Raw genomic sequence first — 22,840 nt, 5'->3', positions numbered from 1 at the left:
ACTTCCCCAAATTTTTTAATCTTTTTTAAACTTTTGAGACCATGTACAGGCTCTGGAAGTATAATACAGGAGAAATATCCGGTATAACCATCGCTGAAGATCACATTCTGGTAAGTTCAGGAAACAGACTCCTGTGCTTCGATTTAGATGGGCTTTCATGGAGACATGATATGCACACAACCTTCTACAGAGATCCCTACGGTGATGTTGCCATAACCGCACTGGATGCTGGGCAATCACTCGCAGCCGTGGGAACGAACTTCATGGATGGTAAGCTCTACCTGTACACAATCGACGGAGAGCTGCTGTGGGAACACCAGTTTGCGACGACCGCAAGCCTGGGATGGAGACCTGAAGATGTAACGGCCGTAAAACTCGGGAATGACGTTGTGGCGGCCGGTACAGAATTCATGAACGAGTACGTTTACGTTTACACCCACAAAAGGAAGAGAGTATTTCAAAAAAGAGTTGCCGGGAGGGTGGAGGACTTCCTTTTCCTCAAAGACCGGATAATAGCTGGAACTGATCGGTACCTGTACGTTTTCAGCAGGAAAGGGGAGCCCAAATGGACTTTCAGCATCCCGGTGAAAAAACTGGTGGCTTTTGGAAATGGTGTGATCGTGCTAAATAGGAATGAAGCGATATTATTTGAACTGAACAATAATGTGACGGAGATATGGAGAATCCATGCCAGCAACCCGGATGTCAGCGCTGGGAGGGAGTTTGTACTTTTATCGTCCGGAAATCTGCTGAGATGTATAACTAAGGATGGCGAAGTCCTGTGGGAAAAAACCCTTGATGCCCCGGCAGTGAGTCTGCACTGCGAGGACAGGATGTACGTCGGTGCGAAGAATACCATACTTGTTCTATCCGAGAATGGTGAAACTGAAGAAAGGCTCAAAGTTGACGGTGTGCCTCTGAAATTCGGGGATGGGCTGGTTGCCGTGAGTAACAAAAGCCTGTCACTGTACAGCTTACACTGAGTATGCCTTGTAGCAGGTTTTGCACACGTCAGGCAGTGGTGAGGGGCTGAAGGAGAAAAACTGCCTCAGAAGGGAAAGCCTCCTTTCAAACATCCTTCTGAAAGTTCGGTAGTTTCGATTTCCCCACACTCTGTCAAAATCCTGCACCGTACCGAAGTACACCTTCGGAACCAGAAACTCCCTGCCTTCAAAGTACCTCGAAATGTAATCCGATGAAGTTGGCAAATGCAGATAAACACAGGGGGCGATTTTACCATCAACCGTCACAAGACAGTTATTCACGGGATTCTCCGCACAGACGAGAGCCTCTTCCATAACTCTCGGTCTGGCTGTGAAACCAATTCCAAGCTCTTCTGCCCTTTTTTCTGCCTCACTGATTGCTTCCTCAACTTCAGGACTCGCCTTAGTCCCGAAAACCCTGAACCTCGCATGATGACGAGTGGGGATGTAATCAAAGTTGTTCGCTATGACCTCATCTGCCCCGTGCTGATGGGCGAGGTCGATGAGTTGGGGAAGGCTTTTGATGGTGTTTCTGAGCATAAGGGTTGGTATAACGATTCTAGGTCTTTTGTTTACTCGCTGTTCCGATAGCGTTTTTATCCCATTCAGGATCTTCTCAAGACTGCTTTTCCTGACATCTTCGTGCACTGACGCCTTTCCACCCCCAACTGAAACAGCAACAAGGTCTGTTTTGAGCAGGGTATCGATGTGCTTTTCAATGAGCAGACCGTTGGTGGTCAAACCAACACTGCAGTACTTCGATGCCAGCTCAATCATATCTCCGATAGAGGGATTAAGCAGGGGTTCTCCCCATCCCTGAAGGTGCGCATAGCGAAACCTTTTGAATGGAATTGACAGGAATACGTCCATTTCCATATTCTTTCCAGTCCATACATCTTTGAAGGCGGAAAGGGGACACATGAGGCAGTTAAGCTGACATTTTGTGGAAACCTCAACCTGAACGATATCCGGCATAATCTCCGCTTTCCGGAGAGTTTAATTAAATTGCCGGAGACAGAACAGATGGCCAAAACTCCGAAAATTTCCAAAAATGGAAAAGATTTAAACGTTTGGTAAAGAAGACTGATCATGTTCGAGATGTATGGGGAGTACGTTGACAGAAGCTATGAACCCGATCTGAGAGAGAATGTAATTGCGGTTTTCAGAATTCAACCCGCCGGAGGTTTCAGCATTGAAGATGCGGCAGGTGCTGTTGCTGCCGAGAGCAGCACCGGAACCTGGACAACCCTCTACAACTGGTATGATGAAAAGAGGGTCAAAGATCTTTCCGCCAGAGCCTACGATTTTCACAGAACGGGTGATTCATGGATCGTGAAGATTGCCTATCCCGTTGAACTGTTCGAACTGCACAACATGCCGGGATTGCTCGCATCAATTGCCGGAAACGTTTTCGGAATGAAGAGGGTCGCCGGCCTGAGGCTGGAAGACCTATATTTCCCGGAAAAGTTCCTGAAAGGTTTTAAAGGACCGGGAATGGGTAGAGACGGGGTCAGAAAAATATTCGGGGTTAAGGACAGGCCGATAGTCGGAACCGTGCCAAAACCAAAGGTGGGATACTCTCCCGAAGAGGTGGAGAAACTTGCCTATGATCTGCTGAGCGGGGGAATGGACTACATAAAGGACGACGAGAACCTCACCAGTCCCGACTACTGCAGATTTGAGGAGAGGGCAAACAGGATAATGAGAGTAATAGAAAGGGTGGAGAGTGAGACTGGAGAAAAGAAGGTGTGGTTTGCAAACATAACATCCGACATTCGCGAGATGGAGAGAAGACTCAAGCTCGTTGCGGAACTCGGAAATCCGTACGTGATGGTTGATGTCGTTGTTACAGGGTGGGGAGCTCTGGAGTACATCAGAGACCTTGCCGGAGATTACGGACTTGCTATTCACGGTCACAGGGCCATGCATGCTGCATTTACCAGAAATCCATCTCACGGGATCTCGATGTTCGTTCTGGCAAAGCTTTACCGCATAATAGGTATCGACCAGCTTCATGTTGGTACTGCAGGGGCAGGAAAGCTCGAAGGTGGCAGGAGGGAGGTTGTACAGTACGCCAGAGTTTTCAGCAAGGATGTTTTCGAGCCAGAAAACGGGGACGTTTACCATATGAGGCAGGAATTCTACCACATAAAACCGGCAATGCCCGTCTCCTCGGGTGGACTGCATCCGGGCAACCTGAAACCGGTGATCGAGGCACTTGGAGGCGATATTGTGATACAGGTCGGTGGCGGAACTCTCGGTCACCCTGATGGCCCTCTGGCAGGTGCCAGAGCAGTCAGGCAGGCACTCTACGCCATATTCCAGAACATTCCGCTGGAAGATTACGCTGAGAAGCACGCAGAGCTCAAAAGAGCACTTGAAAAGTGGGGAAAGACAACACCGGTTTAACATTCCGCAAGCATTTTATTTCACAGTTATGCACCATTGTCAATGATAGACTGGAAAAGGATAATTGATGATCTCCCAGCAGGAATTGCAATTTTCGACTCTGGTGGGAAGCTCTTATATATCAACAACAGAATAGTCAAGAAAACCGGGATTAACCCGGATAACTTCGAAAAAGATCCTTTCGCCGCCATTCATCCCGACAGTAAAGATCTGGTAGTCAATTCTTTTAAAAAAGCCCTGAAAGGAGGTATTGACAAAATACCATACCCGCTCCTGATTAAAGCCATTAAAAAGGATGGATATCAGTGGAATGAGGTCAGATTCAGCGTGGTAGGTAGCGGCAAAGAGAAACACTATGTTCTGATCTTTACCGATGTTTCAGACAGAATAGAAATGCAGGAAAAAATTAATGACCTCCTGAACCATCTCAAATTTCTGAACAGCGTTATGAGGCACGATATACTTAACGTGTTCACCAGCATATACTCGTACACCGAGATTCTGGAGGAAAGTTTCAACAAAGAGTTACTCTCAAAAATCAGAGAGAGTATAGAAAAAGGAACAGAGCTTATCGGGAAAATAAAAGCCCTCGAACTGGCCAGTGATGGTATTACGGATACCTACAAAATAAGTGAGGTTGTTGAAGAGGTCGCAAAGGGTCATGATATTAAAATCGAGCTGATAGGCGACGCAGAGGTCAGAGCTAATGACGGTATTTACAGCGTTTTCGAGAATCTCATTGGAAATGCCATAAAGCACGGTGGAGCCAGTGAGATCCAGATAGAGGTGTGGGAGGATGACAAAATATACATAAGAGTCAGAGATAACGGTACTGGCATTCCTGAAGGTATGAAAGAAGGAATTTTTGAAAGGGGTGTCACTTCCGGATCGGGCAGCGGATTGGGTCTTTATATTGTGAGAAAACTACTTGAAACTTACGGAGCTTGCATCAGGCTTGAGGAAGGTTTCGAAAAGGGCGCTTCTTTTCTAATCGAGTTTCCAGCACAAAATTTTTAAAATATACCTTAATAAACATGACATACTCAGTAGACGGTGATAGCAGTGAAGGTCAGGATGAATTACTGGGTCGATAAAGTAGGCGGAAGGAGAGAGAGATTCAACACGGAATTGAAGCCATTCGGCTACAGGATGACTCCCGTTACCCAATGGAAAACACTTATAGCGAGGGAAAGCATTAAGGTGGAGGCCGGGAAGCCTGTTATTGTCGAGATAAATCCCTTCACACTGCCAGGAGACACGATGGTGGGTCCGCTGCACATAATGAGGCATGCCCTTGGCACGGTTCTTGACGTGATTGAATGCGGAATGCCGTCAAAGGTCGAGGACGAAAAGTGCATTAACAAGGTTCTGTTCCTGCCCGTAGATAGCGGGGTTATTGAGGAGGGAGATATTGTAGGGGTTCTCAAAGTCTTTTTTATAAAAACCGGACTTCTATCAAAACTCCTCAACCTGAAGCCTAAAAAAGTCGAACTGCGGGAGGAGTTCGTCGAGGCGAAGATTACCTGGAGGCACAACAGCGAGATAAGGAGAAAAAGGATAAGGACAAAGGTCTTTGGGTACACAAGAACAAATGTCGGGGTTTGGGAGGTTTTAGTTGCAGATGAAGACGTGGAATTCAGGGCAGGCGACGTTTTAAGGGTGAAGATAAGAGAAATCGAACTACCCCCCAACACAGTCGTCGTGCCTTTATCGATAACTCGAAATCCATTTGGCACAGTCGTTGATGTTGTGCATCTGGGAAAGCCAGCGAAGGTTGAAGAAGCTAAGAAAATACACCAGGCAATTTTTCTCGCATTTGAGGATGGGAGAATTGAAAAGGGAGACCTCATCGGTGTTGTAAACGTGTACTACGTAGGAGTCGGGAAGCTTGCACCGCTGGTGTTGAACAGGGATGATCAGAGTTTCCGGATAGTTTACAGAGAAGGAGACAAAATTGTTCGGAAAGATGTAGCAATCAGGCCTTACGGATACAAAAGGAGTCCGATTGCAAGGTGGGAGGTTTTAGTTGCAGATGAGAACATAAATCTTAAGGCAGGCAAAACTGTCAAGGTGAGAATAAGGGAGATTGAAGTCCCGCCCAACACCATCGTCTACCCTCTGCAGACGATGCGCCACTCCGATGGTGTCATGGTTGACCTCGTGTGCGAGACACCCTGGAAGGTCGAGGAGGGTGGAAAGGTTAGAGAGGCTGCATTTCTTCCGATTTTTGACGGCAATATTGAAAAAGGAGATCTTATAGGAGTGATAAACTTTTACAAGGTGGAGATAAGCTCGCTTGAGAAGGTTAGAGAGATATACAACAAATTCGTCAGGATGTCCGAGAAAGAGCTGATGGGGTATGTTGAGGGATTGCAGTAGAGGGAGGGGAAATGCAAAAAATCCTCTTAATTCTGGATGACACAGAGAGAGGCAAAACAGCATTTAAAAAATTGCTTGAACTGGCAGAGGACGGTTTAAGGGGAGAGGTTTCAATTCTGTACATACGTGAAATGGAGATTCCACCCTTCGTTTCGGAGGAGAAGGAGCTGAGCTCGTATCACAGGCTGATCTCTCACACCATGGAGAAACTGGAAAAGTACAAGCAGGAACTTGAGAATGCTGGTTTTACAGTTTCAGATGTCAAGGTATCCTTTGGAAAGTACGCAGACAGGGTACTGATTCTCGAAAAGGAGATGCATCCAGACCTGATAGTGGTTGGCATGAAGAGGTCGATCTCGGGACTTTTCAGAAAGGATCCATGTGAGGTGCTGCTGAAAAGGTCCAGATCAAACTTGCTCATATGCAGGGATTAGCATGGGCGCGGAGCTGTGGATATTCCTGTTTTCGCTGATCATAGGAATTGTCGCACCACTTTCGGGAGTTGGCGGAGGTGTGATGTTCGTTCCACTCCTCACAGCATTCTCGGGCATCAATGTTGACTATGTGAGAGGTGGAGGTGTCATGGTTGCTCTGACCTCTGCGATGGCATCTTCGCCAACGTCAATTAAAAGAGGCTTTACAAACCTCAGAATGGTTCTTCCTCTCATCCTTGTATCCAACCTTACTGCGTTTGTGGGTGGATACTTGGGGCTTTACATCTCAAGAGAGTTTCCTGAGGGAAAATACTACATAACTCTTCTGCTCGGTGTTCTTCTTGCCCTGATACTGCTGATAATGGCCCTGACAGAGAGAGTGGAGTTTCCAGAGCCTGGAGAGAAGGACAGAATATGCAGAGCTTTTTCGATGTGGGGGGAGTGCTTCGAGCCAAGTCTTGGTAAGCAGATCTCCTATTCTGCAAGCAATACATCACTTGCTCTGGTCATGTTTGCCTTCGTAGGGTTAATAGCAGGTATGTTCGGGCTTGGTGCAGGATGGGCAAATGTACCGGTGCTGAATCTGGTAATGCTCCTGCCAATAAGAGTTGCAGTGGCAACAAGTATGCTGATAATCCTGCTCAACACATCAATCGCCGCATGGGTTTACATGTCCAAAGGAGCCATTATACCCGAGATCGCCGTTCCTGCAATGCTCGGCATGACGCTGGGATCGAAAATCGGCACAGAGCTAACACTGAGAGTCAGTCCGGGACTGATCAGGACGAGTGTTATGTTCATACTCTTCGTTGCGTCTGCAACAAACATCTACAAGGGTGTTGCGGGGCTGATGGGATGAGAGACGACAGCATATTTGCAGAGATCGTGAGATTTGGATTTTATGTTTCTCTGGCAGCAATCACCATTCTCTTTATAATAAAATATGCTCTCGGAGTTGACCATGTAATGCTTGCAATGTTCTGGATGACTCTCCTCCCAGCTCTGGCTCTTATCGCCATTATACCATTCAGCCAGAAAAACATCAGGGTTTTGATCGTGGCGGTGCTTGCCGAGATGATTGGAGCTCTCTACATGGCTTTTATGTCCTGATCGAAAAATGTTAAAAAGTCCGCTGCCCTTCACTCAATGTGAGGTCAGAGCTTGAAAACTTCTACATCAAGGACGATGCCGTAACGAGTGAGGAGTACGGCTGCTATCCTGCAAAAAGACCGATAGAGGAGTACATTAAGAAGGGATTTGTCTGCATAGACAAACCCATGGGTCCCAGCAGCCACGAGGTTGTTGTCTGGATCAGAAAAATTCTTGAGGTTAAAAAAACTGGACATGCGGGAACTCTCGATCCGAGAGTTACCGGTGTGCTTCCCGTTTTCATTGAAACTGCGACGAAGCTTGTTAAGTTCCTTCAGGAGTCTGGAAAGGAATACATCTGCCTGATGAGACTTCACGGAGATGCAAGAAAGGCGGATATTGAAAGGGTGATGAAACTCTTTGTTGGAAGGATATATCAGAAACCCCCGCTAAAATCTGCAGTAAAGAAGGCACTAAGGATAAGGGAAGTTTACGATATCGAAATACTGGAAATCGATGGTAGAGATGTACTTTTCAGAGTTGTCACCGAGTCGGGAACTTACATAAGAAAGCTCTGCAGAGATATTGGAGAAGTTCTCGGTACCGGAGCCCATATGCAGGAGCTCAGAAGGACAAGAACAGGTAAATTTGGAGAGGATATGTGTTACACCCTTCAGGACTTGCTTGATGCATACGTCTTCTGGAAGGAGGATGGAGAGGAAAAGTACCTGAGAGAAATCATAAAGCCGATGGAGATGGCGGTGGCAGACATACCGAAGATCGTGATTAAGGATACCGCAGTTGATGCGATCTGCCACGGTGCCAGTCTGTCTGTGAGGGGCGTGGCGTTCGTGGAAAAGTCAGTTGAAAAAGATAAAACTGTTGCAATATTTACACTGAAAAACGAGCTTGTGGCAATCGGCAAAGCTTTAATGAATGCTGAGGAGATTTTCAGGCTTAAAAAAGGTGTTGCAGCAGATATAGAAAGGGTTGTAATGGAGAGGGGAGTTTACCCCAGAGCGTGGAAGTCATCTAAGACGTGATAGGGCAAAGAATGTCAGGAACGACACAAGGAGAGTCCAGACCGAAACTGGAACTCCAAGCGGGGATAACTTCAGATAGCTCAGCAGGGTCGCCGTCATGAATCCCGCAAGGAGTGTTGCCATCCCCGCTGTTCTTCCACCCTTGCTGAAATGAAACACACCAAGAATCAGTGGAAGCTGGCAGAGAAGAATGGTAGAGCTGAGAACTGACAGTTCCACAATGTAACCGGGTCTGGTAAGAGCGAAGATCGAAATTGCTGCGGTTATTACCACAATCAAAATCCTCCCCGCATCAACTCTTTCGCTACCAAGCAGATCTCTGGATATCATTGAAGAAAGGGTCAGGACGATGGAGTTTGCCGTGGTGATGGCTGCTGCGAAAATGCTGATTGAAATCGCCACTGCAAGCAGAGTAGGCATATGGCTGAGGAGAGTCGGAGTTACCGCATCCCTGTCACCGACACCGGGAAACATTCCAGTTTCGGTCAGAACTCTGAGCTCAATACCCAAGAATGTCACCAGAACGGTGTAAACAAGACCGAAAAATCCAAAAAGAATGACCATCCTCCTAAGGGCCTTTCTGTCTCTGGGTATGTAGAGGCGCTGGAACACCTGAGGGTTCGTGAGGGCAAAGAAAAACCAGGGAACCGTCAGTGATATGAACCTTATCGGCGTCCATATTTTGTTTGGGACGATGAGGAGATCTCCAAGCCTTGAAGTCTCGACGAAAAAGTTATGTTGGGAGAATCCAAAACTGTAAACCCAGAAGACGGCTGCGATGGCCATTAAAAGCATGAAAACGCCCTGAACGGCGTCAGTCCATGCAACCCCCCTTAAACCTCCAAGAAAGGCCCACAGAGCGACGAGAATCGCCGACACAGCAACACCCATCTCGAAGCTCATTGCCCCGGTCTTGTCAAGGATCAGACTCACACCGATGAGCTGGACGGAAATATAAGGAATGAGAGCAACAGTGACCAAAACGGACATCAGCATCGCCACTTCTTTTCCATACCTCTCGGCAATCATGTCTCCGGGTGTGATGTAACCCCGATCCCTTGCCATCTCCCATACTCTCGGGGCATAGTAGGAGAGCAGGAAAAGTGTGCCGACAAGGTAGAACAGCTCGAAACCGAGTGCACCAACACCGGTTGCGTAGCTCAGCCCCACAAGTCCCACCATCATAAAGGCAGAGTACGTGGTTGCAGCGTACGTCAGGGCGGAAACCACTCCGCTTACATTCCTGCCCGCTATGTAGTACTCTTCCTGCGTCCTCAATCCCCTCATAGCCAGCAGAGCTATGGCTGTGCCAATTACGGTATAGAGAGCGAAGGCATAGAGGAACTCGTTCAACTCTACCACCTCGATATTGCTATGTATATCAGATACAACGCTGCTACAAGACTCCAGTAAATATAAGTGGTAAGATCATAACTCCTTATTGCCATAAAAGGTACAGTCATCGCTGCAACCACAACCAGACCTTCAAGCCACTTCATCGAACATATGTTCGACGATCTGTTTAAAAGCTTTGTTGAAGAGAAACCGTTTTTAACAGAAAGACAGAAAAACCTGACATGATATTCTTCTTCGATCCCGTCTACATGCTGCTGGCAATGCTCGGATACGCACTGATGCTGCTGCTGGCCAGCACCATTGCACCGAAAGTTGCTGGCAGAGTTTCAGGCAGATTCTCACTGTTCACGTCAATGGTTCTCCTCGGTCTGATGATTTTGCTGATATCCTCAGTAACAATTTATGCCATACTGAGTTTTGCAGGCTATTATGTCAGCATTTACGGCTTGATTCTGTTCCTAATACTGATTAACCTGCTGATGTACATTATTTCACCATTCATCATAAACCTCAGCTTTTCCGCAAAGAGAGACGAAAACCTGCAAATGGTTGTTAACAGCGTTGCGAGGAGGCTCAACGTCAGTCCGCCAAAGGCGGTTGCAGTTAGAGGGCCACCAAATGCCTTTGCATACGGAAACGTACTGACAGGGAAGTACGTCGCTGTATCCGATACCCTTATCAGTATGCTTGACAGTGATGAGCTGGAAGCCGTTATCGGGCATGAGCTGGGGCATCACAAGCACAGGGACAACCTTGTAATGCTGCTGTTTGGACTTCTCCCCTCAATCATTTTCTACCTCGGATATGCAATGATCCACGCATCTTTCAGAGACGACAGAAGAGGGATGCAGCTTGCTGCAGTTGGCTTTGCTGCAGTTCTCGTTTCATTCATAGTCCAGATACTCGTTCTGGCTTTCAGCAGGCTTAGAGAATACTACGCAGATTTTGAGGGTGTGAGAGCCACCAGCAAGGAAGCGATGCAGAGGGGGCTGGCCAAGATACACCTCTTCTACCACAGCTATCCGAGATACATGGATGCAATTGCAGACAGCAAATTCAAAACCCTGTTCATCTATGCTTTCGTAAATGCTGTCGCCGAGCCCATAACAAAAATGGACATTGAAAGATTAAAGAACCAGAAGGTTTCCCCAATTCAGGAGTTCCTATCAACCCACCCACCAGTTCCAAAAAGACTGAGATTTATCGAGAGTATCGGAATATTTTAATTTTTTGACAGGAGGTTTCCCCAAATTAGTTTCCGGTAAACTGAACTACATCTTCTTCCGTAGTGTTAACGATAAGAATGAATGATAAATCAAGAATGCCATGATTAAGGAGCGCCAGCGGTTAAAGATATCCTGCCAGGGCCAAAAAATTAAGATGAAAGAAGTTCATACTCCTCCTCCTGCAGTCTGTTCAGGTCAACCAGAATCAGCAGTCCATCGGGCAGTTTCCCCACACCTCTGAGGAACTTTGACCTGGCCCCTGCCGTTACTATGCTTGGAAGCTCATCTATGTGCTCTTTTGACAGGTATCTGACCTCTGTGACGGTGTCGACCATCATTCCTATTGTGCTTCCGTTGTGCTCGAAAACTATTATTCTCGTGTCGTTGTCTATCGGCTTTGGTTTCATTCCAAACCGCTTTCTCAGATTGATTATGGTGGTTATCTGCCCTCTCAGGTTTATCACACCCTCTATGAAGTCCGGAGCGTTTGGTATTGATGTGATTTCCTCCACCCTGATGATCTCCTTAACCTGTGAGGTCTCAACTCCGTATCTTTCGTTGCCGAGGCTGAAGATTACAACCTGTAGTGTTGCACTGGACGATTCAGGCTCTCTCTCATATTTCACCTACTTCGTTGTGTACATGTCATCGATAAACCCGACTGTCCGTTCAGCAGAAGCAGATGTTTGCTCGACACTGGCCGTTATTTGCTGCACTGCTGCAGTTTGCTCCTCTATAGCCGCAGAAGTCTCTTCTGCTGATGCTGCAGACTCTTCTGCAGTTGAGGCCACTTCATCAATGTTTCTTGCGATCTGCTCTACTCTGCGGAATCCCTCATCTGCCTCCTGTACTATTTCCATCAGTTTCTCCTGTATTTCTTCTACCATCTTTCTGATCTCTGTATTCTTTGATAAAGCAGCCAATATACCCCTCGAACTGCTCTCTGAGAGTTCATGGGCATTTTTCGTTGCTTCTGTAACTTTCTGAGTTTCAGACAGAACCGTTGACACAATCTCGTTAATCTCCTGTGTGCTCTTTCTGCTCTCCTCGGCAAGCTTTCTGACCTCGTCCGCAACAACGGCAAACCCTCTGCCATGCTCTCCTGCCCTTGCAGCCTCAATTGCCGCATTAAGGGCGAGGAGATTGGTCTGGTCTGCAATGGATTTGATCTTTTCAGTAACTTTATCGATATTTTTAACAGCAACATCAAGCTCACTTACAATTTTAGCGACACTGCTGATTTCATTTACAATCGCTTCTATGCTTCGTTGCGCATCTCTACCCTCACTTTCGGATGATTGAATGTTCTCTACAACTTTTTTTGTAAATTCCGACGAAATTTTAGCATTTTCAGTCAGTCTTTTTATGTTTTCCACCACGTTTCTCGCTTCCACTGCTGTCTCGTTTGCGATTCTCGATAGATTTGCTGCTCCCTGAGCCATTTGCTGAGATGCCGCACTTATTTGTTCCATGCCAGCGTTTATTTGACTTATCGCCTCTTTGATCTCCCGCATTCCTACCGTATTTTCCTCACCGATCTGCCTCATGTCCTTTACAAATCTGTTCATACTTTCTCCAAGCTCGTTTAAAGATTCGGCAAATGCTGCAAACTCGCCGTACATTTCCACGTCTTTTCTAACCCTTCTCGTTAAATCTCCCTCAGCATAGCTTTTGACGACCTCTATACCCTCTCTTATAGGTACAACAATAGCATCTATCAGCCTGTTTATGTTCTCCACAAGTTTTTCGTATTCCCCGTATGCCCTAACGTTTGCCCTGACACTCAGATTTCCCTTCGCCGCCTCTTCAGACACCCTGAGTATCTCAGCAAATAGAGCCCTCATGTCATCGATGAAGGAGTTGAATTCCTCAAACGTTGCTGCTACCTTTCCACTGTATTTCTCTGCTGGTAGTTTCACGTTGAAATCTCCGGCCTTTAATCTGGAAATGGCGTTGGCAAGCTCCCTAAATATCTCGTCCCCCATTCCAAATTCGGAGCTTTCAACTACGCTACTCATAACAAATGCACGTTATACAAAACGTATAAAATTTTCGTAATACAATATAATTTCTAACATAAAATTTCAGCACATCAATGAAAGAAATGAATTTCATTAAAAAAGTCGATAAAAAAATACAAAGTTGTCATCCCTTTTTCATATTTCATTTCAAAATTTGGATAATTAATTTCTCGTATTGCGAAAAACTTTTTAACAATTAATGATAGTACTGGTAATCTTAATCAGGGTGAGAGAGTGGGTGCTGAAAATGTAACCAACCCTCGGGTCGTGTATAAAAAAGAAGACATCTTGAAAATCCTGGCCCGATCTGGTGTAACTGAAATTCTATCCTGCCTTGAAATCAACTCGCTTAAATTTACCCACCTGATGCTGGAAACCAGGTTGAATCCCGGAGTTCTGAGCAGACATTTAAAAACTTTGATGGAGTACGCAATAGTTGAAAAAAAGTCGGATATGTACAGCCTGACTGAAAAGGGAAGGATGATTTTTGAAATTTTAAAAGAACTGGAGTTCTCAGTATAAATGCCTGAAAAAATGCAGGAAAGCTGCATTACTTTTGACAAAACCTGGACATTTAAACTGGAACCACCTTAGGTGAGATTTCTGAATCTCTGCATCAGAACCTCCATATTGTCCTGCGCAATTTGCAGCAATCTCTCGGAGCCGTTGGCTATCTGCTGCACGGCTGCGGTCTGCTCCTCTATGGCCGCAGAGGATTCCTCACTTGCTGCTGCGGCTTCTTCTGCAGTTGATGCGACCTCTTCAATGTTCTTTACCAGACTCTCAAGCTTCTCCACCCCCCTCCTGGACTCCTTCGCCACCTCTTGCAGTTTTTCGCCTATCACTCCAACCATATTTCCTATCTCCTCGGCCATTTTGAGGGCTGCATTAATTTTGTCTCCACCCTCATCGGATTCCATTTTGGCTTTCCTGACAGCCTCGATAACCTTGCTGGTCCCCTCCTGAACACTCCTCACGATCTCTGCAATCTCCTCCGTGCTCTTTCTGCTCTCCTCGGCAAGCTTTCTGACCTCGTCCGCAACAACGGCAAACCCTCTGCCATGCTCTCCTGCCCTTGCAGCCTCAATTGCTGCATTAAGGGCGAGGAGATTGGTCTGGTCTGCAATGGATTTGATTCTCTCCGTAACCTTTCCTATGTTCTTGACGGTGTTGTTAAGCTCCTCGACGATGCTGCCTGCAAGCTCTATTTCGTGGATCATTTCTTTCAGTTTCCCAAGTGCAACCTCCCCGCTTTCTCTCGCCTGTTCTGCATACTCCATTGCGCTGTTTGCATACTTGCTGGATTCCGCTATGTTGTCATTTAGAAGTTCAAAAAGATTCATCGTTTCCCTGACAAGAGCGTGAGAACTGTTCGCAAGTCTTGAGAGATTCTCTGCCCCGGTTGCGATCTGCTGTGAAGCTGATGAAATCTGCTGCATCCCGGCATTGAGCTGGCTGATGGCTTCCATATTCTCCTTTGCCATCTCTTCAGTTTCTTTCATTGCCTTTACCATCTCTCCAAAAAGCGATCCCAGATCTGCTGCCAGAGTGTTTATTAGCTCAAAGATCTGGCTGTACCTCTCATCCTCCGCTCTCTCCAGCCTCACAGTCCAGTTGCCTGCAATCAGCTCCTTCAGCGCATACTCTATCTGCTCGATACTCCGTGTCTCACTACTCACCTGCTCGACTTCAAAAACCTCTGAACCCACGCCCACCACCCCCGCTACTGAACTCGGATATCAATTGCAGATTTCGTTATTGAAAGTAATATATAAAATATTTCTTCATAAAAGCAATTACACTTCCGCAATTAAAGGAGCTCCACGATTTCCAGCAGCCTCTCCAGAATCAGCTCTCCTTTTCTTGTTAGGGTATACTTACCATCATCTTTTTTGATCATTCCGTATCTTACAAGAGACTTCAGCAGTTTGTTGAGCACGCTTGGACTCAGTCTGGATCTGAACATGATCTCCGTAAAACCTGCCTCTTCACTGGCCAGAATGAACATGATCTTCAATGCCCCATGATGAGTGGCTGACCTGTATGCTTCGATCTTTCCATCGAGCTCTGCCTCAATACCCATTTCTATTTAGTACACTATGAAACATATTAATTTAACGGACTGTAAACATTATCGTATTACATTCTGTTATATAAAAAATAATAAACAAGCCAAAATATTTTAAAAAACAAAAAGAAAATTATGATATGGGAAGTGAAAGAAAGAACGCAATCGTTTCTTTTAGAATTCCAGAATGGCTAAAGTTTGAGATGGAAAATATAAATACCAACTGGAGCGAGTATCTGAGGAGCAAAATCGAGGAAAAGGTGAGGCAGGAGAAAATAAAGAGTATCTGGTCGGAGATAGACGAGATCAGAACTTTGCTGGGAAGGTGAGACCATGATTATCGACTCATCTGTCTTCATTGAGTGGTTGCTCGGCAACAGCATTGAATCTATGAAGCTCAGGGAAAAGGCAGTTAACGGCGAACTCACTGTGAGGATACCTGAAAATGCCAGATACGAGATCTTCGAGAGAATTTCCAGAGAGGTAACGGACCAGAAGGTTCTACAGAAACTGATCTCCCTCGTGGATAAACTTCTGGGTTACATCTCCGTTAAAATCAGCACCGAACAGATATTTATGGCAGGAGAAATTTCAAAAAAGCTGAAAATTGACCTGTCAACCGCAACATGCGTGGTCCTCGCAATATCAATGGGAGAGATGTACGTTACAGCCGATGAGGAAGTTGCAGCGAGATTAAAAAAGAGTGGTTATCCGGCCATTCACGTCAAAGACTATCTCAGGTACTGTCTGTAATTTTTCGATAGACCTTCTCTCTCAAATTTACACATTCAAACCTGCTCTTGAAACCCGCCGGCAGCGTTTCGCTTTTGCCTATCACAAGATAACCTCCGGCAATCAGAGCGTTGTAAAAATCGTTGACAGCCTTTGCCTTCTGATTCTCGCTGAAATAAATCATCACGTTTCTGCAGAAAACGACATCAAGATACCTCGATACAGGCTCGTCAGTTGTAAGATCGTGTTTTTTGAATCTGACATACCTTTTCAGAAAACTCTTGACCCTGTAACCATCACCCTCCCTATCGAAGTATTTGTTGATGAGCGCCCTGCTCAGATTTTTGAGCTGGGTCGGTTTGTAAAATCCCTCCCTCGCCATCTCAAGGCAGGCATCATCAATATCCGTGGCATAGATTGAGATCATCCAGCCATCTCCAAGAGCCTCGAGTGCACATATTGCCAGACTGTACGGCTCTTCCCCACACGAACAACCGGCACTCCAGAATCGGACAATGTTGCTGTTAACCCTCCTCTTTCTGCTTGCTATTTCGGGCAGTATGACTTTCATGAGGTACTCAAAAGGTGTTCTGTCTCTCATAAACTCTGTAACGTTGATCGTGATCGTGTTGATCAGCTTTTTCACCTCATCTTCCCCATCTGCCTTTATCAGCCTGAGATACTCTCCAAAATCCCTCACTCCCAGCATCTTCATCCTAAGCTCTATTCTCCTCTTCAGGTAGCTCTCCCTGTACTGGTGAAGGTCTATTCCGGATTCTCTGCTGACGTAATCCACGAGGGTTCTGAAGGCTAGATCCACAGCTCACCACCCTTGCTGTACTTGACCAGCATTCTTCCATCGCCGGTGAAAAAATAGACAGTTCTTCCCTCGTTACCTCCTATATCTTCAGATACCACCCTTATGCCGTAGTCTTTCAGGATCGTTTTGATGGCGTCCACATTTCTGTCACCTATCCTCAGCATATCCATTGTCATGTGCTTGAATATCTGCGCACCTCCAGCCATCTTCGCCACAACCCTTTTTCTATCACTCCCCAGCCTTTCCATCGCTTCCATCATCATCTCCACAGCATGATCTGCGTACTTTGCACTTCTCTTTGTTCCGTTGTTGGACTGGGGCAGCATGACGTGGGCCAGAGAACCCAGCCTGAGCTTCGGATCGTACAGAGCAATGCCAATACACGATCCAAGACCGACTGTTTTCAGCACTGCCCCCTTTGCAACCCTGAACTCGCCGATGCCAACAAGGATCTCATTGCCCATCATTCCACCATTCCAAGAAGCTGGAGAATGTAGCTCACGAATTTTTCATTCGGAATGAGCATAACGAGAATTTCTATCTCCTTCTCGCTTTCCTCAAGCTTCGTTTCGAACAGCACGACGTAGTCACTTTTATCCGCAAGCTGCGAAACTATCGCATCTATCACCGCAATCGCAAAGTCCCTTCCAAAGCTCGGTGGTGTTGGAATCAGCATCACACCCAGCATTTCAGCGGTTGCATCGCAGAATGCAGAGGACAGAATGTTGCCTATCTCCATTAAGGTCGAGTCCACCATCTCCTCATCGCTGACATCTCCGAGCAGTATCTCCACGAGCTTTCTGGATGATTTCTCCGGGAAGGTAATGTACAGAAATCCGGAATGTCCGTTTTCAATATCCTCAAGTCCTGTAACCACTCCTGCAACCATCTCCTCAGCGTTGATCACTTTGTGAAGGTCCTGGATTCTGACGATCGTGGCTTCGGGCACACTCATCTCAATTGTCCTTCCAAGCATTTGGGAGAGGGACGTTGCAGCTTTCCCAACACCAATATTACCCAGCTCCTTAAGAGCATCAAGCTCCATTTCTCCAAGATCCTCAATACTATGCAAGCCTATCACCTCCCAACAGGCTGGATATATCCAGTATGGGCACAACTCTGCCGTCTCCAAGGATCGTTACACCACTAAACCCCTTTATTTTGGCCAGATATCCAGTTAAAGGCTTTATAACAATCTCCTGCTGTTCAGCAATGGTATCTGCTATCAGGGCATATTTTTCACCCTCCTTTTCCACAATTATTCCAACCTCCCTTTCAGGGCTGCCGTTCACAACATTAAAAAGCTCTCTGAGCTTGAAAGCCGGTACAAGCTTTCCACGAACAATCAAAAATGGATTCCCGTGGATAACCTTCCAGTTATCCTCATTTACATACAGAGCCTCAACAACACTTGAAATCGGAATTGCATAGGTCTCATTTGCAACCTTAACCAGCAGAGACTTTACAATCGCAACCGTGGGTGGTAGGTGTATCCTGACCTTTGTACCCTTCCCCTTCTGCGAGCTTATCCTGACACTACCTCCAAGCCTTTCAACAGTTGTCTTGACAACATCCATTCCGACTCCCCTTCCAGAGACCTCTGTTGCAGCATCCTTCGTCGAGAATCCCGGCGAGAATATCAGCATCTTCAGCTCATCTTCACTCATCGCATCGGCTTCTGCCTGAGTGATCAATCCCCTCTCAACAGCCTTCTGCCTGATCTTCTCAACATCCAGTCCCCTTCCGTCATCTTCAAGCTCGATAATTATGTTATTTTTCTCCCTCCATGCGGAGAGTTTTATTTTTCCGACCTCGTCCTTTCCTGCCGCTTTCCTCTCCTCAGGAGACTCGATTCCGTGGTCGACCGCATTTCTCACAAGATGGACGAGAGGATCGCTGATCTCGTCAAGAACTGTCCTGTCGAGTTCGGTATCAAGCCCTTCCATAACAAAATCAACTTTCTTTCCAAGCTTTCTTGCCAGATCTCTAACCATTCTCGGAAACTTGTTGAAAACCCTCTCAACCTTCACCATTCTTATCTGCATTATTTCGTCCTGAAGGCTCGTGATGGACTTATCCATTATCGCAACCGCCTCCTTCAGTTCTGGAATGTTGTATTCACTCGCAATCTGCAGAAGCCTGCCTTTGCTGATGACGAGCTCACCAACGAGATTCATGATGGTGTCAAGCTGAGAAATATTCACCCTGATGCTCTCAAGCTTTTTATTCTTCTTTTTAATTGTATCCCCGATCCTGACCTCTTCCCGTTCTTCTTTCTGGACTTCCGGCTTCTTCTCTTCTTTTCGGGCTTTATCAGCCCTTTCACTTTCAATTGGTGCGACCTCAAACCTGTCTATCTCTGCAATTTTGCTGACGGCATCCTCAACGGCTTTGGAATCTGCAGCCTTGAGGAAAACAGTAAAGTGACCGTCAAATTGCTCCTTTTCCATATCACCTTCATCCGGTATGGTCCCGATAACTTCGGCAATCTCACTTAGGGATTCCACAACCAGCGCCGCTCTTACGCTTTTCATTATGCAGTCTTCGCTGAGATAGACGTCAACCCTGAGATTTGCCTTCTCAAGATTCTCTCCACGATTCACAGCAACATCCGACCTTTCCTCCTTAATCTCCAGAAACTTACCAATAGCGTCAATAATGGTCTCAACATCAACGTTATCGTTATCCTCCTCCTCTATTCTGTCAATCATCTCTTCAATTGCATCAACAGCCTTGAGCATTACGTCTATGAGCTCACCACTTACCTCAATTTCCCCATCTCTCACCTTCCCCATTGCACTTTCAAGCCTGTGACAGAGCTCCTCAAGATTCCTGTAGCCCATGAATCCTGCCATCCCCTTGATCGTGTGCGCCATTCTGAAAATCTCGTTGATGGCATCGATATCACCTTTTTCGACCTTTATAAAGTTCTGATTCATAATTTCGAGGTACTCTCTCGCCTCCTGGATAAATTCCTGCTTGTAATCGTCCATATCATCACTCATTCAGCTTCACCTCCAAAAATCGAACGATCTCTTCTGCTATCTCAAAAACCGGCTTCACCGACACTATGCCCCCTATCTCTATTGCGGCCTTTGGCATACCGAACACAACACATGTATCCTCACTGCTCGCCACAGTTAGTCCACCCTTCTCCTTTATCAGCCTCATCCCATATGCCCCATCCTCCCCCATTCCGGTAAGTATTGCCCCAACAACGTTTCCACCGTAAGCCTGCACCACGGAATCGGCCGTGACATCAACGGACGGTTTCACCGCATTTACGGGCTCTCCGTCGACGATTTTTATGCGGACCACATTGGCAGCCCTCCTCACCTTCATGTGGTATCCACCGGGAGCTATGTAGACGACTCCGTCCTTCACCCTCTCATTGTTCTCAGCCTCTTTCACCTCAACCTCTGACATGGAATTGAGCCTCTCAGCAAGCTGCTTCGTGAATCCAGGAGGCATGTGCTGAACAACGAAGACCGGAGAAGGAATGTCTGCAGGTAGTCTGGGAATTATCATTTCCAGCGCAGAAGGTCCACCTGTTGAAGAGCCAATAAGAACGCACACATCCTTGGTCCTGCCCTTCCAGTTACCCCTGACCACCTCACCCTTTATCTTCTTGAGATTCTGAAGTCTCAGGACGTTGAGAGAGGTTGTCGCCGCCATACTGACCTTGTTCACAAGATCCTGTGCAACTGATGAAAGATCAACCAGGGCGCCATCGGGCTTTGTTACGAAATCCACCGCACCGATCTTCAGAGCTTCCAGAGTCTCTCTGGCACCCTCTTTTGTTAAAGAGCTCAGCATCACCACAGGTGTTGGCCTTTTCTCCATTATGATTTTAAGTGCTGTAAGGCCGTCCATAACGGGCATGTTGATATCCAGAGTTATGACATCCGGTTTTAGCTTTAGCGTCTTCTCTACAGCCTCCTTCCCATTTTTAGCCGTGTCAACTACTTCCATTCCTGCTTTACTCAGTATGTCGCTGACCGCCATTCTCACGAGCGCCGAATCGTCAACCACAAGCACTCTCATAATCATTAACTCATTCCGGATACCTTTTTCAGCTCCTCAATAACCTTCGGAGCCTGGAAGGGCTTGACGATGTATCCTTTCGCTCCGAGTTTTATCGCTGCCTTAACCATCTGCTCCTGCCCAACAGCCGTGCACATCACAACCTTCGCATTTGGGTCCATTTTCTTTATAGCCTTCAGCGCTTCGATGCCATTCATTTCAGGCATTACGATGTCCATGGTGACGATGTCGGGCTTGAGCTGTTTGTACATCTCCACTGCCTGTTTTCCATTTTCAGCCTCCCCGGCGATGTCAAAACCGCCGGAAAACAGTATATTTCTCAGAAGTTTCCTCATAAAAGCCGTATCATCCACAATCAACACTTTTGGCATACATCCTCACCTCGCAGCTTTTTTCATAATATCGCTAACAAGAGCCACACCTCTGGGTGTGAGCTCAATTTCCTTTCGTATCTTCACAACCCTCGCCAGACCCAAATTCACGAGCCTGTCGTACAGCTTGTTAAGTTCTTCTGTGGTTATTCCCAGAATGGATTCAACACTCACTGAATCCACCCCGGTATACACCATCGTCAGAATCTGCTCCTCTATTTCTGAAAGATCCTCATTCGGCTTGTGTCTGTCGATTATGTTCTTTATATACTCCTGAAGCATGTCCATGGTGGTTTCAGGACAGAGAACGAAGCTCGTGATTACCTCGCCGTTCTCCACATGCGTGATGACGAGAACAACCCTCTGCTTTTTACCCACCGTTCTCACGTCCTTCCCAACGGAGCCCAGATTTTCAATCGAAATTCGAATTTGTCTTGAAGTTGACAGAAACCACAGCGCCTCATCGGTTATGCTCAGATACCCCTTGTCCCACTTGCTATCGCTCACAACCACACCCCCACGTGTTGCGGGGGAGAGGAAATAAACGGCAAATCTGTCCGATTTCAGGTTGAATGCCAGATATCTGAAAATCTGATCCTGTCTGTTTCCGAAATGGAGATAGTAGTTTCCGTCCTTCTTTATCCTTATCGCCTCCTTACCCTCAAAATTCAGTTTTTCGAGATCCTGGATTTCTTTGAATGGAATTGTCAGTCCGGCAAAGGATATCGCAGTTTTTGAGATTGTCGCCTCCCCTTTTTTCCAGCCATTGTCGAAATACTCCACCGGTATCCTGAGCTCCTTATTCTCGCTCATAGGCTACCTCAAGCTCACCTCAGCCTCTCCACCTCATCTTCACTCAACACCTTGTTCAGGTCTATCATTATCAGCAGACCGTCCGGAAGCTTTCCCACCCCCTTGAGGAACTTTGCTTCCTCTCTGGCCGTGATTATGTTGGGCAGAGCCTCGATGTCCGAAGTAGAAAGGTACTTCACCTCGTTTACCGTATCCACCATCATGCCGATCACCGCATTCTCGAACTCAACGACTATGATGCGAGTGTTGTTGTCTATCGGCTTCGGTTCCATCCCAAACCGCTTTCTCAGATTGATTATGGTGGTTATCTGCCCTCTCAGGTTTATCACACCCTCCACAAAATCGGGGGCATTGGGAATTCGGGTTATCTGCGTCGGCCTGATAATCTCCCTAACCTGAGAGATGTCCACCCCGTACCTCTCGTCTCCGAGGTTGAAGACTATCACCTGAACTGTTTCATCACCCTTCAAAACCTGTCCTTCCGCCTGCATCATCTCACCTCACAAAGAAATTTGCCCAGTTTTTTGTCCGTATTTAGTATATGGTTGACCAGCCACTTCTGCAGAAAGTTGTAAACCTCTATTGAAGTTGCAGACCCACCCAGATACCGGGTGTAGAAATCCGTAGCTGCGTCAACAAACTCCTTATGCTCGCTTTTGTGTTTCACAGTTCCCGGAAAACTGTACTTCTCCATGTAGCGTTCCTCCGTCGCAAAGTGCTCCTTTGCGTAGTCAAACATCGACTCCAGAATGTTCGACAGGGCCTCCTTTCCCTTTCCAATCTTCATCGCCCCGTGAAGCTCATTAAGCATCTCCACAAGCTTCCTGTGCTGCTCATCTATCGTTTTAACCCCAACGCTAAACTTATCACTCCACGAGATCATATCCATCCACCTCTCAAAAATTAAAAATTCATGTGAACTCTTTTCTCCCCCCATTTGCCATCATTTCAGCGTAATCCCTTGAAACGTCATTGCCCGTGGAGTCAAATATCTTGAAGTTCTCGATCAGAACCTGGAGGGTCTGGCTGGCTATTGCACTCACCCTCTCCAT

General features: G+C 46.6%; 28 protein-coding genes. 12 read left to right on the top strand and 16 right to left on the bottom strand.

Annotated elements, in window-relative coordinates; all coding sequences use genetic code 11:
- The first annotated feature begins 41 nt into the window (after positions 1-41).
- Positions 42-983: a PQQ-binding-like beta-propeller repeat protein gene (locus tag JFQ59_RS07925; RefSeq protein WP_202319888.1), complete on the top strand. Its 942-nt coding sequence runs from the start codon at positions 42-44 to the stop codon at positions 981-983.
- On the opposite strand, the gene JFQ59_RS07920 is transcribed toward JFQ59_RS07925, so the two are convergent.
- Positions 975-1,958 carry a radical SAM/SPASM domain-containing protein gene (locus JFQ59_RS07920; RefSeq protein WP_202319887.1) on the bottom strand — a complete coding sequence of 328 codons (984 nt, stop codon included), beginning with the start codon at positions 1,956-1,958 and terminating at the stop codon, positions 975-977. The genes JFQ59_RS07925 and JFQ59_RS07920 overlap by 9 nt on opposite strands.
- 114 nt (positions 1,959-2,072) lie before the next feature.
- Here JFQ59_RS07920 and rbcL point away from each other — a divergent pair, with 114 nt between their 5' ends.
- From rbcL to JFQ59_RS07885, 7 genes are read left to right on the top strand one after another with little or no spacing between them, the layout of a single operon-like run.
- Positions 2,073-3,392 carry a type III ribulose-bisphosphate carboxylase gene (gene rbcL, locus JFQ59_RS07915; RefSeq protein WP_202319886.1) on the top strand — a complete coding sequence of 440 codons (1,320 nt, stop codon included), beginning with the start codon at positions 2,073-2,075 and terminating at the stop codon, positions 3,390-3,392.
- A gap of 42 nt (positions 3,393-3,434) precedes the next feature.
- A complete protein-coding gene (locus JFQ59_RS07910) occupies positions 3,435-4,409 on the top strand; it encodes a PAS domain-containing sensor histidine kinase (protein ID WP_202319885.1) in 975 nt (324 codons plus the stop codon).
- A gap of 36 nt (positions 4,410-4,445) precedes the next feature.
- A complete protein-coding gene (locus JFQ59_RS07905) occupies positions 4,446-5,771 on the top strand; it encodes a DUF22 domain-containing protein (protein ID WP_330999864.1) in 1,326 nt (441 codons plus the stop codon).
- A gap of 11 nt (positions 5,772-5,782) precedes the next feature.
- Positions 5,783-6,205, top strand: coding sequence for a universal stress protein (locus JFQ59_RS07900; RefSeq protein ID WP_202319884.1), 423 nt, complete (start codon positions 5,783-5,785; stop codon positions 6,203-6,205).
- Position 6,206: 1 nt separating this feature from the next.
- Positions 6,207-7,064: a sulfite exporter TauE/SafE family protein gene (locus JFQ59_RS07895; RefSeq protein ID WP_202319883.1), complete on the top strand. Its 858-nt coding sequence runs from the start codon at positions 6,207-6,209 to the stop codon at positions 7,062-7,064.
- Positions 7,061-7,315 (top strand): hypothetical protein, encoded by a 255-nt coding sequence (locus JFQ59_RS07890; protein ID WP_202319882.1) that lies wholly within the window; start codon positions 7,061-7,063, stop codon positions 7,313-7,315. Before JFQ59_RS07895 ends, JFQ59_RS07890 begins: the two co-directional genes overlap by 4 nt.
- A 38-nt stretch (positions 7,316-7,353) precedes the next feature.
- Complete coding sequence (locus JFQ59_RS07885; RefSeq protein WP_202319881.1) at positions 7,354-8,337, top strand: RNA-guided pseudouridylation complex pseudouridine synthase subunit Cbf5; 984 nt, start codon at positions 7,354-7,356, stop codon at positions 8,335-8,337.
- Here the strand turns inward: JFQ59_RS07885 and JFQ59_RS07880 are convergent.
- Entirely contained in the window at positions 8,323-9,699 is a 1,377-nt protein-coding gene (locus JFQ59_RS07880; protein ID WP_330999863.1) for a sodium:solute symporter family protein, read from the bottom strand. The genes JFQ59_RS07885 and JFQ59_RS07880 overlap by 15 nt on opposite strands.
- A complete protein-coding gene (locus JFQ59_RS07875) occupies positions 9,693-9,836 on the bottom strand; it encodes a hypothetical protein (RefSeq protein ID WP_202319880.1) in 144 nt (47 codons plus the stop codon). The genes JFQ59_RS07880 and JFQ59_RS07875 overlap by 7 nt, the downstream gene beginning before the upstream one ends.
- A gap of 78 nt (positions 9,837-9,914) precedes the next feature.
- On the opposite strand from JFQ59_RS07875, the gene JFQ59_RS07870 reads away from it, so the two are divergent.
- Complete coding sequence (locus JFQ59_RS07870) at positions 9,915-10,919, top strand: zinc metalloprotease HtpX (protein ID WP_202319879.1); 1,005 nt, start codon at positions 9,915-9,917, stop codon at positions 10,917-10,919.
- 149 nt (positions 10,920-11,068) lie between these two features.
- On the opposite strand, the gene JFQ59_RS07865 is transcribed toward JFQ59_RS07870, so the two are convergent.
- Positions 11,069-11,545 carry a chemotaxis protein CheW gene (locus tag JFQ59_RS07865; protein WP_202319878.1) on the bottom strand — a complete coding sequence of 159 codons (477 nt, stop codon included), beginning with the start codon at positions 11,543-11,545 and terminating at the stop codon, positions 11,069-11,071.
- Positions 11,546-12,937 carry a methyl-accepting chemotaxis protein gene (locus tag JFQ59_RS07860; protein WP_202319877.1) on the bottom strand — a complete coding sequence of 464 codons (1,392 nt, stop codon included), beginning with the start codon at positions 12,935-12,937 and terminating at the stop codon, positions 11,546-11,548. It lies immediately after the preceding gene.
- A gap of 237 nt (positions 12,938-13,174) precedes the next feature.
- On the opposite strand from JFQ59_RS07860, the gene JFQ59_RS07855 reads away from it, so the two are divergent.
- Positions 13,175-13,462, top strand: a complete 288-nt coding sequence (locus JFQ59_RS07855) for a winged helix-turn-helix domain-containing protein (protein ID WP_202319876.1) — start codon at positions 13,175-13,177, stop codon at positions 13,460-13,462.
- Between the two features lie 68 nt (positions 13,463-13,530).
- Here the strand turns inward: JFQ59_RS07855 and JFQ59_RS12685 are convergent, their stop codons facing one another.
- Entirely contained in the window at positions 13,531-14,649 is a 1,119-nt protein-coding gene (locus JFQ59_RS12685; RefSeq protein WP_202319875.1) for a methyl-accepting chemotaxis protein, read from the bottom strand.
- A gap of 101 nt (positions 14,650-14,750) precedes the next feature.
- On the bottom strand, positions 14,751-15,023 hold the full coding sequence (locus tag JFQ59_RS07845) for a winged helix-turn-helix domain-containing protein (protein WP_202319874.1): 273 nt from the start codon (positions 15,021-15,023) through the stop codon (positions 14,751-14,753).
- A gap of 125 nt (positions 15,024-15,148) precedes the next feature.
- On the opposite strand from JFQ59_RS07845, the gene JFQ59_RS07840 reads away from it, so the two are divergent.
- Both JFQ59_RS07840 and JFQ59_RS07835 read left to right on the top strand, forming a co-directional pair.
- Entirely contained in the window at positions 15,149-15,337 is a 189-nt protein-coding gene (locus JFQ59_RS07840; protein WP_202319873.1) for a hypothetical protein, read from the top strand.
- Between the two features lie 4 nt (positions 15,338-15,341).
- Positions 15,342-15,761, top strand: coding sequence for a PIN domain-containing protein (locus JFQ59_RS07835; RefSeq protein ID WP_202319872.1), 420 nt, complete (start codon positions 15,342-15,344; stop codon positions 15,759-15,761).
- On the opposite strand, the gene JFQ59_RS07830 is transcribed toward JFQ59_RS07835, so the two are convergent.
- Genes JFQ59_RS07830 through JFQ59_RS07790 form a run of 9 tightly spaced genes read right to left on the bottom strand, consistent with a single transcriptional unit; the run spans position 15,745 to position 22,671 of the window.
- Positions 15,745-16,560: a CheR family methyltransferase gene (locus JFQ59_RS07830; protein ID WP_202319871.1), complete on the bottom strand. Its 816-nt coding sequence runs from the start codon at positions 16,558-16,560 to the stop codon at positions 15,745-15,747. The two genes, JFQ59_RS07835 and JFQ59_RS07830, sit on opposite strands and share 17 nt — an antisense overlap.
- Positions 16,551-17,027 carry a chemotaxis protein CheD gene (locus tag JFQ59_RS07825; RefSeq protein ID WP_230972392.1) on the bottom strand — a complete coding sequence of 159 codons (477 nt, stop codon included), beginning with the start codon at positions 17,025-17,027 and terminating at the stop codon, positions 16,551-16,553. Before JFQ59_RS07825 ends, JFQ59_RS07830 begins: the two co-directional genes overlap by 10 nt.
- The gene (locus JFQ59_RS07820) at positions 17,024-17,641 is read right to left on the bottom strand and encodes a chemotaxis protein CheC (protein WP_202319870.1); all 618 of its coding nucleotides are present in this window, start codon (positions 17,639-17,641) and stop codon (positions 17,024-17,026) included. Before JFQ59_RS07820 ends, JFQ59_RS07825 begins: the two co-directional genes overlap by 4 nt.
- Entirely contained in the window at positions 17,625-19,565 is a 1,941-nt protein-coding gene (locus JFQ59_RS07815) for a chemotaxis protein CheA (protein ID WP_202319869.1), read from the bottom strand. Before JFQ59_RS07815 ends, JFQ59_RS07820 begins: the two co-directional genes overlap by 17 nt.
- Positions 19,558-20,604 carry a protein-glutamate methylesterase/protein-glutamine glutaminase gene (locus tag JFQ59_RS07810; protein WP_202319981.1) on the bottom strand — a complete coding sequence of 349 codons (1,047 nt, stop codon included), beginning with the start codon at positions 20,602-20,604 and terminating at the stop codon, positions 19,558-19,560. The genes JFQ59_RS07815 and JFQ59_RS07810 overlap by 8 nt, the downstream gene beginning before the upstream one ends.
- 5 nt (positions 20,605-20,609) lie before the next feature.
- Entirely contained in the window at positions 20,610-20,975 is a 366-nt protein-coding gene (locus tag JFQ59_RS07805) for a response regulator (RefSeq protein WP_202319868.1), read from the bottom strand.
- Positions 20,976-20,981: 6 nt separating this feature from the next.
- Positions 20,982-21,788, bottom strand: coding sequence for a CheF family chemotaxis protein (locus tag JFQ59_RS07800; protein WP_202319867.1), 807 nt, complete (start codon positions 21,786-21,788; stop codon positions 20,982-20,984).
- Between the two features lie 14 nt (positions 21,789-21,802).
- Positions 21,803-22,279, bottom strand: a complete 477-nt coding sequence (locus JFQ59_RS07795; protein WP_202319980.1) for a chemotaxis protein CheW — start codon at positions 22,277-22,279, stop codon at positions 21,803-21,805.
- Positions 22,279-22,671, bottom strand: coding sequence for a bacteriohemerythrin (locus JFQ59_RS07790; RefSeq protein ID WP_202319866.1), 393 nt, complete (start codon positions 22,669-22,671; stop codon positions 22,279-22,281). The genes JFQ59_RS07795 and JFQ59_RS07790 overlap by 1 nt, the downstream gene beginning before the upstream one ends.
- Between the last annotated feature and the right edge of the window lie 169 nt (positions 22,672-22,840).

Source organism: Archaeoglobus neptunius, from assembly GCF_016757965.1.
Lineage (GTDB): Archaea > Halobacteriota > Archaeoglobi > Archaeoglobales > Archaeoglobaceae > Archaeoglobus > Archaeoglobus neptunius.
Note: the sequence above shows the minus strand (reverse complement) of the source record. Positions and strands in the feature narration are given on the sequence as shown.